General features: G+C 62.1%; 9 protein-coding genes, 1 tRNA gene and 1 pseudogene. 5 read left to right on the top strand and 6 right to left on the bottom strand.

Annotation, left to right across the window (positions count from 1 at the left end):
* The first annotated feature begins 40 nt into the window (after positions 1-40).
* From MPC4_RS07040 to MPC4_RS07025, 4 genes are all read left to right on the top strand, one after another.
* On the top strand, positions 41-1,999 hold the full coding sequence (locus MPC4_RS07040; protein ID WP_174511894.1) for a hybrid sensor histidine kinase/response regulator: 1,959 nt from the start codon (positions 41-43) through the stop codon (positions 1,997-1,999).
* Positions 2,000-2,379: 380 nt separating this feature from the next.
* Positions 2,380-2,937 (top strand): DUF4142 domain-containing protein, encoded by a 558-nt coding sequence (locus tag MPC4_RS07035; protein ID WP_174511893.1) that lies wholly within the window; start codon positions 2,380-2,382, stop codon positions 2,935-2,937.
* 234 nt (positions 2,938-3,171) lie between these two features.
* Entirely contained in the window at positions 3,172-3,489 is a 318-nt protein-coding gene (locus MPC4_RS07030) for a hypothetical protein (protein ID WP_174511892.1), read from the top strand.
* A gap of 92 nt (positions 3,490-3,581) precedes the next feature.
* On the top strand, positions 3,582-4,859 hold the full coding sequence (locus MPC4_RS07025; protein WP_174511891.1) for a DUF763 domain-containing protein: 1,278 nt from the start codon (positions 3,582-3,584) through the stop codon (positions 4,857-4,859).
* Between the two features lies 1 nt (position 4,860).
* Here MPC4_RS07025 and MPC4_RS07020 read toward each other — a convergent pair whose 3' ends face one another.
* Positions 4,861-5,157 (bottom strand): DUF3175 domain-containing protein, encoded by a 297-nt coding sequence (locus MPC4_RS07020; RefSeq protein WP_174511890.1) that lies wholly within the window; start codon positions 5,155-5,157, stop codon positions 4,861-4,863.
* Between the two features lie 193 nt (positions 5,158-5,350).
* Here MPC4_RS07020 and MPC4_RS07015 point away from each other — a divergent pair.
* Positions 5,351-5,545 (top strand): annotated as a pseudogene (locus MPC4_RS07015) (hypothetical protein); the annotation flags it as partial.
* 198 nt (positions 5,546-5,743) lie between these two features.
* On the opposite strand, the gene MPC4_RS07010 reads toward MPC4_RS07015, so the two are convergent.
* From MPC4_RS07010 to MPC4_RS06990, 5 genes are all read right to left on the bottom strand, one after another.
* Positions 5,744-8,545 carry a hsp70 family protein gene (locus MPC4_RS07010; protein WP_174511888.1) on the bottom strand — a complete coding sequence of 934 codons (2,802 nt, stop codon included), beginning with the start codon at positions 8,543-8,545 and terminating at the stop codon, positions 5,744-5,746.
* 63 nt (positions 8,546-8,608) lie between these two features.
* Positions 8,609-10,450: an Hsp70 family protein gene (locus MPC4_RS07005; protein WP_174511887.1), complete on the bottom strand. Its 1,842-nt coding sequence runs from the start codon at positions 10,448-10,450 to the stop codon at positions 8,609-8,611.
* 95 nt (positions 10,451-10,545) lie between these two features.
* Complete coding sequence (locus MPC4_RS07000; protein WP_174511886.1) at positions 10,546-11,160, bottom strand: DUF2760 domain-containing protein; 615 nt, start codon at positions 11,158-11,160, stop codon at positions 10,546-10,548.
* A 286-nt stretch (positions 11,161-11,446) separates the two neighbouring features.
* On the bottom strand, positions 11,447-12,691 hold the full coding sequence (locus MPC4_RS06995; protein ID WP_174511885.1) for a hypothetical protein: 1,245 nt from the start codon (positions 12,689-12,691) through the stop codon (positions 11,447-11,449).
* A 139-nt stretch (positions 12,692-12,830) separates the two neighbouring features.
* Positions 12,831-12,907 (bottom strand) — tRNA-Met (locus MPC4_RS06990).
* Between the last annotated feature and the right edge of the window lie 48 nt (positions 12,908-12,955).

Raw genomic sequence — 12,955 nt, 5'->3', positions numbered from 1 at the left:
TCCGCGCCTAGGAGCGTCGTCGGGCGGAAAGGAACCCTTGATGGATAACCTCGAGCGGTTCGACGCCTCTGCCATGGACGACGGGCGATACCGCCTCCTCGTCAACGCGGTGACGGATTACGCCATTTTCATGCTCGACCCGGAAGGCGTGGTGACGAGCTGGAACCCTGGCGCGCGACGCTTCAAGGGATATGAGGCTTCGGAAATTCTCGGCGAAAATTTTTCGCGCTTCTATGTAGAGGAGGACCAGCGCGCCGGACTGCCAAGGCGCGCGCTCGATACCGCCGCGAGGGAAGGAAAATTCGAGACTGAAGCCTGGCGGGTGCGCAAGGATGGCGCCCGCTTCTGGGCTCATGTCGTCATTGATCCGATCCGCGGTCCGTCAGGCGAGTTGCTCGGATTCACCAAGATCACCCGCGACCTTACCGAACGCAAGTTCGCTGAGGAAACCTTGAAGCGCAGTGAAGAGCAGTTCAGGATCCTCGTCCAAAGCGTCGCCGATTACTCGATCTTTATGCTTGATTCTGAAGGCCATGTGAGCAGCTGGAACCTGGGGGCCGAGCGGATCAAGGGCTATCTCCGCGAGGAGGTCATCGGCGAGCATTTCTCGAAATTCTATACGCCGGAGGATCTTGAAAAGGGAGAGCCTCAGCGGGCGATCGAGACCGCGGCTCGCGAGGGCAGGTTCGAGAAAGAGGGCTGGCGCGTCCGCAAGGACGGCAGCCGTTTCTGGGCCAATGTGGTCATCGACGCCATCCGCGACGAGAACGGCGCGGTCATCGGCTTCGCCAAAATCACGCGCGATATTACGGAGCGGCGGGAGGCTCAACGCGCCATCGAGGAAGCCCGCGAGGCGCTCTTTCAATCGCAGAAGATGGACGCCATCGGGCAGCTCACGGGCGGCGTCGCGCATGATTTCAACAACCTCCTGATGGCGATTCTCGGCAGCCTCGAACTGGTCCGCAAAAGGCTGCCGGACGAGCCTAAATTCACCTCTCTGATCGACAATGCGATGCAGGCCGCGCAACGGGGGGCGTCGCTGACGCAGCGCATGCTCGCCTTCGCCCGCCGCCAGGAGCTGAAGCTGGAGCCGGTCGATCTGCCGATCCTCGTGCGGGGAATGACCGATCTTCTGCAGCGCTCGCTCGGGCCCGCCATGTCGATCGAGACCCGCTTCCCGCTCGCTCTGCCTTCTGTCCAGGCCGACACCAACCAGCTGGAATTGTCCCTGCTGAATCTTGCGGTGAACGCCCGCGACGCCATGCCGGAAGGCGGCGTGATCATTATCGCGGCGCGGGCGGAAACCGTCTCCGGGGCCTCCCAAAATGGGCTGGCCGGCGGCGCCTATGTGTGTCTTTCCGTGACAGATACGGGAGAGGGCATGGACGAGGCGACACTGTCGCGCGCCATGGAGCCCTTCTTCACAACCAAAGGCATAGGTAAGGGCACGGGGCTCGGACTGCCCATGGTCCACGGATTGGCGGAGCAATCCGGTGGGCGGCTCGCCCTCAAAAGTCAGAAGGGCCAAGGCACAACCGCCGAGCTTTGGCTCCCGGTGGCGCAACGGGCCGCCGCGCCGGCCAGTGACGACGAGCAGCCGCCAACGTTGGAAAACAGTCGGGAGGTGAGACGGCTCGTCGTGGTCGCCGTGGACGATGATCCTCTCGTGCTGACCAACACCGCCGCGATGCTCGCAGATCTTGGGCATACGGTGTTTGAAGCTTCCGGCGGGAGGCAGGCGCTCAGTATTCTGCGGCGCGAGAGCGTCGATCTGGTCATTACCGACCAGGCGATGCCGCGCATGACAGGGACACAGCTTGCCGACGCGATCAGAGCGGAGTGGCCCGCGCTGCCGGTTGTTCTGGCCACGGGATATGCGGAGCTAAGCTCAGCCGACACAGTGCATCTGCCGCGTCTTTCAAAGCCGTTCCGGCAAGACGACCTCATGCGGGCGATCGCTGACACGCTCGCGGCGAACCGCCGGCGCGTTGACCGCTAAGGTTCCAGGCTGCCGATCTCCCTGCGCTCGATGAGCATGCGGCCGCGCCTTCGCCCCAGCTGTGGATCATCACAACAGGAGCCGCCGTGTAGACGAATTCCGATGTTGGCTCGAAGCATGATCCTTCAAATCATACCATGATGCCGGAAAGTGGAATCCGGTTTTCGGTTGGCGTTCTGCTCCAACTGATCGATGCGGGACGGATTCCGGCTTTGGAGGGAGTCGCGGCGCGATGTCATCCGAAGTCATCCGGCTCCAGCGGCGCCGGCGCGTCGTTATCGCCGCCTTGAGGGAGACGCGCCCTCAGCCGGTAGAGCCGGAACCATACGTTTCCTCAGGCATTCGTTTCCCAGATCTTTTTCTCATGTCAAGGAGCGATTATGAAACGCACGATCAATATTGGCCTTGCAGGAGCTGTGGCTCTGTTGCTTGGCGGGGCTGCGTCGGCGGAGACGCTGGCGGAGAAGACGGGAGTTAATGAAGTGTTGGGCGTTAGCCCGACGACAGCCGATTTCGTCAACGAAGTTGCGCGCAGCGACATGTTTGAGATTCAGTCGAGCGAACTCGCTAAGCAGAAGGCGCAAGGCGCAACCGCAACATTCGCCGACCGAATGATCTCCGATCACGCCAAAACGTCGAATGAGCTGAATTCTCTCGTCCGGAATGGTTCGGTCAAGGCCGCTCTTCCATCGGCCATCGACGACTCTCATCAAAAGATGCTCGACAAGCTGAGATCCTTGAGCGGCGCAGACTTTGCAAAGACATATATCGACGATCAGATCTCCGCGCACAAAGACGCCGTGAACCTCTTTGAGCGTTATTCAAAGGGCGGCGATAGCGAACCCCTGAAGCAATGGGCGGCCAAAACGCTCCCGACGCTGAAAGAGCACCTGAAGATGGCGCAGGATTTGAACCGCAATCGCGTCGCATCGCCCTGACGACGCGCGGCGGGACAATCGCTTCGAGCCGTCTGTGATCCTGGACCGGAAGGTTCTTTGAAGGCGGTGGCGCGGCGGCTTCAGGCGGCCTCGCAGCGTCGTGACAAAGGGGCAGTCAAATCGCGTTCAAATCAACCGAATGCCGCTGGCAAAGATCATCGATCGGGGGGATGATGCCTTGACTGATTCCGGGCTTTAAGCAAGCCGGGAGGGTTCGTTCTTCTGGGGATGCCCATGCGCGACTTCGGCAAAGCCATTTTGATTTGCGCGGCGGCGTTGATTTCGCCCGCCGCCGCAAAGGCGAATGTGTACCTCTTTGAAGTAACCTGCTCGAACGATAAATATGTCGCCCAGTGGGAAAGCGGCGACGCCGACCCCGGCAAAGAGCACTTTCGTATCGCAACCGGAGACGTCAACCTCGACTGCTCAATTTACGACTATAATCCAAAGACAGATAGGGACATGCCTCGGCGCTGGTGCAGCGATCCGAACGGCGTCGTCCGCGGCTTTCCGCCGATCCTCATTCTGATTGGATATTCTCACTGCCGTTAGGCGGTCGGAGGCCAGCCGACGTAACCCACAATCGCTGGCAAATTCTTCCTTGCTCGTGAACACGAAGGCCGAATGACCGCGGAAACCCAATCATGACGCGAAGAGGTGGAAGCGCTGATCTGCCGTTACATGGCGGCCATGTGCCGAGGTGGCTCGCGGATCGTATGACGCGCCTCGGCGCCGTCATGAGCGAGGCCATCATCCATCACTATGGCCGCGACGAATTGCTGCGGCGTCTTGCGCACCCTTTCTGGTTTCAGTCCTTCGGCGCGGTCATGGGGATGGATTGGCATTCCTCGGGCGTTACCACAAGCGTCATCGGCGCGCTGAAGCGCGGGTTGGCGCCCCTTTCGAGCGAGCTCGGGATTCATGTTTGCGGCGGCCGCGGAAAGCACTCGCGCCAAACGCCGCATGAGCTTGTGGCGATCGGCGAGCGCGTTGGATTTGACGGGTCGGCCCTCGCTACCGCCAGTCGGCTCGTCGCCAAGGTCGACAGCGCCGCCCTGCAGGACGGCTTCGATCTTTATCTCCACGGATTCATCGTGACCGACGACGGCCATTGGGTCGTGGTTCAACAGGGCATGAATGAAAACCGCAAGCAAGCGCGCCGGTATCATTGGCTGTCGGAAGGGCTGACGAGTTTCGTCGAAGAGCCACATACCGCCATCGAAGGCGCCGGGCGCGGCGAGATCATCAATCTCACAGACCGCCGCGCAAAGGCGTCACGCCACAGTCAACTCGATCTTCTGCGGCTGCTTGGCCCAGACGCCATCGCGCGGCGCGCCGCGTTCATTGAAGGGCGGCCAGAAACACACCCGAAGGCAAGTGCGCCGGATCAACTTGTTCTGCCGCATTTGACCATGCCAGCCCATCATGATGTCCGCGCGAGCGATGTGCTGGCGCCGCGTCTTCGCGCCAGCCTCGCCGCCGCGGCCGACCGCGGCCCCGCCGATTTCGCCGAGCTACTGCTTGTCCCCGGCGTTGGAGCGCGCACCGTGCGCGCGCTGGCTATGGTCGCTGAGGTCCTGCACGGGACGCCCTGCCGCTTCGCCGATCCGGCGCGTTTCTCCTTTGCGCACGGCGGCAAGGACCGGCATCCGTTTCCTGTGCCTTTGAAGGTTTACGATCAGACGATCCAGGTGCTGAAGTCCGCTGTCAGGAACGCAAAGCTCGGACGAGAGGACGAGCTTGCGGCATTGAAGCGGCTCGATGATCAGGCTCGAGGGATCGAGCTTCGCGCCTCGGATCGCCCTGTAGAAGAGTTGATCGCCGAAGAGCTAAGGCTCTCGCATTCCTACGGAGGGCGCAGCGTCTTCGGCTGGGAGGGCCCAGACGGGCATGGCGCGGATCAGGCCGGCCTGATCGCATGATCTAGACCGGCTTTCGGCCAAATAGCTTGCGCAATTCAACCTTGGCGGCGTCGAGCTTTCTTGTGCGGGCCGCGCTCAAGTTCTTGCCGGCCCTGTTGAGATAAAACGTCAGCATCGACATGGCCGAACGGAACGGTGAGGATTTTCGCCGGCCGCTTTGCTCCGCCGAGCGCTTGAGCGATCGCGCGATGTGCGCCGGATCATCGCTGTTGAAAACTCCCGTCTCAAGATCCAGGGCGTCGCTCGTCTGTGTGACCTCCGCCGACCATTTGCGCGTCTTTCGCTTTCGCTCGGACATGGCTGTCTCCCTCGCATGTGTGACTGGGCAAACCGGGTTCAGGGCGATCCGTTCCACGCAAGCGCGCGCCCGCTTTCAACACCCATTATTTTGCTTAGGCGCCCGGAACGGATTCGATTGCGCCCGGTTAGGAGGGCCAGACCGAGCGGTTATAACCGGGTCTGATCACAATAATCTTCAAAGGGATGATGCAATGGCAAAGGAAGAGCATACCCGTGGCGGATCGCACGAACAGCACGTGAAGGCCGGCGAACAGAGCCACAAGAATACGACCGACTCGTCTGCTCAGGGTCGTGAAGGCGGCCAATCCGGCAGCGAACGCGGCAGCGGATCGTCCCGTGGCGGCACGCACGAACAGCATGTGAAGGCGGGAGAGCAAAGCCACAAGGGCGGATCGGCCAGCGGCTCGTCTCAGGGCGGCACGCACGAACAGCATGTGAAGGCGGGCCAACAGAGTCACAAGAACAGCTAAACGTCGGCGGCCCGGCAGGAGGCGGGAAGGCTTGGCCTCGACGCCTCTTTGCTCCCGGCGTGTTGCTCATCGAGGAGCGAACGGGCGTCGGGGCGTTCATGCGCCTTGCGAAAATCAATCGCTGCTCAGGATCAATCCGGGGGGTACAGCCTCTCCGTAAAAGCTCAGGCGCTCCGCGCGCTCAACCGGCACGACATTCCTGAGACGGCCAGTCTTGACAGCCGCTACGCCGCACTTTTCCAATTTGTCGGCGATTTTGTTGCGCAAGGGCGCCGGCGCATCGAGGCGGCGGTCGTCCAGGGCGCGGGCGGCGCGCTGGAACAGCGCCTGCGCCTCCGCAAATTCCGGATCGCTCCAATCGAATCGGCGAAACGCCTCGTAAGCCTTTTCCACAAGCGCCGGCGAAGCGATGGTCTCCGGACCACCGTAAAGCGGCGCGCGGTTGAGGAGGAGGCCGAGCGCCGCGAGGTAAGGCGCACAGTGCTTTTTCTGCGATGCAAGCTCCACAGCCGTCTCAATGAAACGCCCGATCAAATCCGCCTTGAGCTCAACGCCGATTCGCTCAAAAGATCCAGCCATGCGGATCAGTTCGGGCGGCGCGTTCTTTTGCTGGAAGAGCCTGTCCTGTTCCGCAAAAAGCAAAAGTTCCTGCCGTTCCCGCGAAAGGCCGCCCGCCACCCGCCGCCACAGAATATATTCTTGAAGCTTGGTCCGCTTACCGGGAAAGCGCAGCCCGTCTCCATGAATCCGCCACAGGCTATCGATGCGCGTTTCATCCCTTACGACTCCAAAGCCGGGGCGCAGCAGGAAACCCGCCAGCATCAACCACGCCTCTTCGTGCTCGACTGAAAGCGCGCGGCCGGTTTCGCAGGCTTCAAGGCTCGTCCAGAGGTCGCGTAACAGGACCCCGTTCCAATCGCCTTTGGCGCCGCCAAGAGCCTGCTCCAGACTCTGAAGGAGCTTTGGCGCGCCCGGCTTCTCGCCTTTACGGGGAGACGGCGTGAACGCCGTCCTGATCAGTCGCCCGGCCTCAGCCGATGCCTCCGGCGCGACGCCAGATCCCGCCTGCTCCGGCGCCGGGGGCTCCCTCACCGACGGCGGTGAATCGTCCTCAAGCGGGCGAAGATTGAATTCAAGCGGCCATGACCGCGCGATGCCGGGGGCGAGGCTGCGGCATGACAGCTGCAACAAGCCCAATTCATTCACGCCGGCGTCCAGTGCGACAGGAATCGTGGAAGCGGGCTCGCCGGTCAGAGGACCGGCCAGCGTCGCCGTCGTCTCGAGGGGCGGCAGGGCGCGGAACTCCTCCGGGACCAGTTCGACAATGTCGCCGACCTTTTTTTCATCATGGCGTGTCGAGGTATAGATTTGGAAACGCACGAGCGTGTTGACGCGAAGGCGCAGATCGAGGTCCGCGAGTTCAAACGTCTGTCCGGGCGAGGCCCCGTGCGGAAGAATGCAAACGAGCGAGAGCCGCGCCGCCATGCCTTCGCTATTCGCCGCCGCCCGGTGCGTTTCAACAAAAACCGCGCGCGCCGCGCCCGCCTCGATGCGGCGCGCTTTTTGGCGCAGCAGCGCGCCGGAATAGGCGGCGCCATGCGCGACGGCGAGATCAAGCTGAGCATTCTCCAGCACCATCGGCGGACGCCCGTCCTGCCATTTTCCGATCTGCTGGCGCAGCCTTTCCCGCAAGCGCCGCGGATGCAGCGAGCCGCCGTTGAAGAGCACGGCGTCGACAACTGGTCGGCCACGCAGGAATGCGGCGAGGTGCCGGGTAATCGCCCCGTCGAAGGCATAGGGCAGCCCAAACTCCTTGATCGCGCCGAGCGCCCGCCTTGGCCGGTCGGCAGCCCCGCAGTCGGGGAAGAATCCGTCAAGCAGCAAGGCCTCCAGCTCGGTGCGTGACGCCTCGGCGGATAGCGAAGCAGCAAAGAGATTCGAACCGCGGGCCGGAATCGAAACAGTGAATATCTCGTCCGGCGCGCCTTCGCCTCCGAAAACCTTTTCCTTGAGCGAGCGGCAGCGGGCGACCAGATGATCCCATTGGGCGGCCGAAAGTCCGCCCTCGCCCGTTGTGAGACGCTGTTCGAGCAGATGAGCGATGGCGAGATCGATATTGTCGCCGCCGAGCAGAATGTGGTCGCTAACGGCGACCCGCGTGATGACCGGCTCGCGGGCGCCCTCCTCGCGGCGGAGTTCGAACAGGCTGAAATCGGACGTGCCGCCGCCAATGTCGATCACAAGTACATGGCGCGCGTCGCCGTCGAGATCGGGCAGCGCCCCCCACGAATCGCCAGCCTGCCGCTCCAGCCACCAATAGAAGGCAGCCTGCGGCTCCTCGATGAGACGCACGGACGCGGGGTAGCCGGCTTGCTGCGCGGCGGCCAGCGTCAGCCGCTGCGCATCCGCGTCAAAAGAGGCGGGAACGGTGATCGTGATGTCCTGCGCGTCGAACGCGAAGCTGGAGTCTTGCCCCGGAAAGCCGGCGTTCCAGGCCGCCCGAAGATGCCCGAGAATGAGCGCGGAAGCATCAACGGGGGAAATCTTGTCCTGCTGCGCCAGCGCGTCCGATCCCCAGGGCAGAAATGACGCGGAGCGATCAGCTGCGGAATGGCAGAGCCAGGATTTCGCGGATTTGGCGACGCGCCCCGGCGTTTCGCTGGCTTTGCGCTGCGCGAGCCGGCCGACGACCCATCCGCCGAAGTCGAGGCCCCGGTCCTGGATTTGCGCGGCGACGGCTTCCTCCGGCAGGTAAAGGAAGGACGGCAGCGTCGCGGAATCAATCTGTGTCGAGGGCGTGTCCCACTGCGGGATGGCCAGAACCTGCGAGCCGCCCTCGCGCCCGAGCGGCGAAAACGCCAGCACGGAGTTGCTTGTGCCAAGGTCAATCCCGATGCTGAATTTTGGCTGCGCCATCGACTGTCCGTGCCGCGTTCTGTCAGGAAGGGCGCGCCTCGGCGGTCAGGCGGCGCTCGCAGTCTATTCCGTCCTGACCTGGAATTCGACCTTCCAGCGGCGGTCGGATTTCGCGTGTTTCATCCAAAGCTCGAGATTTCCAAGCTCGGTTACGACCGCGTTGATCTTTACGGGAACGGGCTGTCCCGCGGGAATGTCCTCGACCGCTGGCAGATCGACCTCAAGGAGGCTGATTTCCAGCAATTCACGTTCAGCGTCGGGGATGATCTGCCCCGGCGCATCGCCGCTTCTGACTTCGGATGAGAAAAACCGGAACTCGGCCGGTTGCCCCGTGACGAGAGCGAGGTCGCGGCCTTCGATCAAGATCTCGGAGCCTTCCTCCATCCCCTGGGGCACAACGCAAAGCGCCTTCAGGGGCGGAGCGAACCCCGGCACCGCCGGCATCGACGTCTCGATGCCGATATAATATGAGCGCGACGCGCCAGCCTTGACCCGGATGCCCTTCCCGGTGATGCGATTGCGGCCATAGAACGATGCGCCCTTCGCCACCGCGAGATCCGGTTGGTAGCCGGCGAGTTCGCGAACAGACCCGCCCTCGTTCCAGCTCTCCAGCAGTTCCAGCACGCGCCGTCTTATCGGCGCCGCCTTGAAGACCCCGCCGTTGAACAGCACCGCGGTCGGCGTCAAAAACGGCTTGGAACGGGCCCTTTCGCCGATCAGGGCGCGCAGCGTCTCGCTCGACTGCACGTTCTCAAGGCTGCGTGTGAGGAACCGCGCAAGATGCTTGCTGACGACTGGATCGCTCGCATAAGGCAGCCCGAATTCCTGCAGCCCAGCCCGTCGCGTCTTCTGCGGCAGATCCTCGATCCCGGTACGGGCGAAAAAGCCTTCGAGAATGACCTGTTCCAGCGTTTGCCGGTCGAGCTTCGTCGAAACGGTGGCGCCGAACAGGCTCGACCCGCGCGAGGGAACGGCGATCGGGAACTCGGCCATCGCGTCGTCTTCAAGCATGGCGACTTTGGCCTTGCCGGCGGAATGCGTCAGCGCCAGGAACTGCGTATTGCTGATGGATCTGCCATCCGCCTCCAGCTTCGCACGCAGCGTATAGGCGAGCGCCAGATCCATATTGTCGCCGCCGAGCAGGATATGCTCGCCGACGCTGACGCGGTTGAGGTCGAGGAGGCCATCTTTCTCCGAAATGGCGATGAGGCTGAAGTCCGCCGTTCCGCCGCCGATGTCGCAGACCAGCACGATGTCGCCGGGACGAACCAAAGCGCGCCAGTCCTTTCCGGCCTGCGCAGTCCATGCGTAGAATGCCGCAAGGGGTTCTTCCAGCAGAACCACCTTGCCAAGGCCGGCTGCTTCCGCCGCCTCCGCTGTGAGGTTCCTTGCTATGTCGTCGAAGGAAGCCGGGACCGTCAGCACGACCTCGGCGTCGGCCAGAGCCATATCCCAGCCCCTGCTCAGCATGGCGTAGCGGAAACTTTCCCGGATATGTTCGAGATAGCGGCGCGAGCAGTCGAACGCCGACAGTTTCTGTTCCCCGATCTCCGATTTCCAGGGAAGCACCGCCTGCCGGGGATCAACATGCGGGTTCGAGAGCCATGACTTTGCCGAGGTGATCAGGCGATCTGGAACGAGCGCGCCATGATTGAGCGCGAAATGACCCATGATCGGCTCGCCACGATCCGCGGCGCGCCATGGCAAGGGGAAGGCGCCCTCAGGAAACTCATCCGGGTGGGGAATATAAAGGGCGGAGGGCAAGGTTGGCTTGTCGCCGATCCGGTTGGGGGCCAGAACCTGCGTCAGTTCGATGACTTCGATCTGACCGCTCTCGACCTCCGAGATCGCGATCGCGCTGTTGCTCGTGCCAAGGTCGATGCCGAGACTGAATCGATGGTTCATGGAAAAGCGCAGCGTCCTTTGTTATGGAAGATGACCGGAAGATCCAGACGCACGCGAGCCGAGAAGCCGCGAGTTGCGAGCGTTGCAACCCGCCGTCATTGAAGTTCGACCTCGGCGGGAGCGATCGCGGGCAGCCGATCGCTGCTTGCCCCCGCAAGGCGTGGCAGCTTCACCCAGTCCACCTTCCATCCGTGATGAATGAGCGTCCCTGTGAACGGCGCCTCACCGCTGATCCTGCCGACCAGACGATATTCATCGGGCGCATATCCGGTGGGGACGGTAATTTTCGATCCCTCGCTTTCCTCCCGCATGGGAAGGATGCCGAAATGCTCGAGCAGCGCCGCCTTGGCTCCTTCGTGCAAAACACGACCGGCGGCGCCGACTTCTGCATCGCTGTAGCCCGTAATGTCCCCCATCAAAAAATCAACGAGGCGGCCTTTTTCCTGAAGAATGGCAAGAAAATTGACGACCTCGGCGTCGGATTGATTGCGGCTTGGCGCCGGAGCCAAAGCCGCGGGTCTCAACGGTTCAGACGCGACCCGACCGGGTTCGGCCTTCGGACGATCCGCGACAATGGAAAGAAGAAGAAGTAGCGCGGCCACGGCAATCGCCCCTGGCAGCACAGCATGAGCTGTATCGGCGTAGGGCGTCAAAGCCAAAGCGGCCAGCGCGAGAAGAATGGACGCTAGAGTGACGCTGAGTTTTCGCATGGCTTTCAAACTCTTCTTTCCGGAGCGCCTGAACCGGCTCCGCCGCCAGACATTCTGCCCAGCCTGGGCGGAGCGACGGGGAGCGCAACCGCCGAAGGCGCGGCCGATCCTCACCGAGGGCGACAGTTCATCCCATACTCGCATGACTGATTGACGCAAGGGTCCCAAGCAGATCAATGTGCCGACCGTCGGCCGCTTCCCGGTCGGAACCGCGATCGAAGCCGCCGGCAATGGCGCGGCCACAGTGTGCGTTCGGCTGGATGGGGTTTCGCCTGCGGCAGCGTGATCAGAGGCCAGTGGGCACACCTGAGACAACCGCATCAGCAATCTTAATTGCCTCCGCTGCCGTCTGTGGGAAGGCGCGAAGCAGTGCTTTGCCCTCGAACTCAGCCAACTTGGACAGGTTGCTGTTCCTACCCTTTTCTGGCGGATAGCCAACAAAGGGCACGCGAAGCTTGTCCATCAACTCGCGCAGATGCGGGTCATCTCGGAACCACATTGGCTGCTTGGTAGCCACCGCCTTGTCGAAGGCGATCGCACGTCCGTTTCTTCCAAGAAAGGCCGAAACGTATTTCGTGCCGCCGACAATTGTCTCTGACGGATGAGGGCGAAAGGACGCGTGAGCGTTCATGGATTGGAGGATGGCGTCACGCACAGGGTTGACGGGGATTGGCTTACCAACTCCTCGCGGAACGGAAGGTGTCCGAGCGGATTTTGCCATGGTGGCTGCCTTCGCCTGAAAATCGCTAGGCGTCGTGACCTTTTCGAGTTGGGGCTCGGGAACCGGTACGTCGGTCGATTTTCCTAGAGCCATCTGCGCAGCGACTCGCTTGCCGCCTTGGCGACCTTCGCCTGCAAACCACGACGCAATGTGATTTTTTCCGGGGCCGCCGACGTGCACTATATGCACCCAGGTTATCGTCTCGTCTCCATAGGCAACGTCGTTGATTCGGCGCGTGCTCGGCCGAAGGCGACGTATGGCTCCGAAGCACGCGTCGATGTAGCCGTCGTCATTAGAAAGAAGGACAACGACGCGAAGACTTGCCGGAAGGGATCGAAGGAATACTGACGAGCAGAGCGTGATCCAGCTTTGGTCGGCGGGCATCGCCGCAAGCCTCTGAACGACCGTGCCCGAACGCTCGATCGCATTGTCCGCCGTGGGAAGGCCAAGAGCACATCGAACCATTGAGCCAAATCCCCATTCCATCTCACTCGCGGAGATCTTGGACTCGATAGTCTCGGAGGTTTGAAGCAAGCCGAGAAGCTGGAGCGCCTTTGCAAGCGCGGGCCGAAACCCATCGAATGGAACGTCGTTATGAGGCTTGGCGCTGATTGCTTCGCATTGCGTTGTCCCTTTCGACACGCCGAGGACCAGATATTGAGGTTCGGCAGCACCCCAGGACATTGGATTATTCACGATGTGCCACCCGGCCGCGATCACTTCAGTTTCGTTCCAAACCGTCAGGCCACTGAAGCACTTTGAACAAGCCACACGGCCGTTTGCAGGAAGGCTCGAAACTGACTCGGACATTGCTTCTCCAGTACGATTGTTGGCCTACAACATAACGCGAGCCGCCAATTCCCGCCGCCGGTTTTGCTGACTCGGCTTGCACAGACGGCGGAACCTAAAACGAAAGCGCCCGCCAAGTCATTGACTTGGCGGGCGACTTTGGTTGCGGGGGCAGGATTTGAACCTGCGGCCTTCAGGTTATGAGCCTGACGAGCTACCGGGCTGCTCCACCCCGCGTCACAGCATGGCCCCGAAAAGTTGGCGACTTTTCGGATAAGGCCATGC

The organism is Methylocella tundrae (assembly GCF_901905185.1).
Taxonomy (GTDB): domain Bacteria; phylum Pseudomonadota; class Alphaproteobacteria; order Rhizobiales; family Beijerinckiaceae; genus Methylocapsa; species Methylocapsa tundrae.
This window is presented reverse-complemented; position numbering and strand designations above follow the sequence as displayed.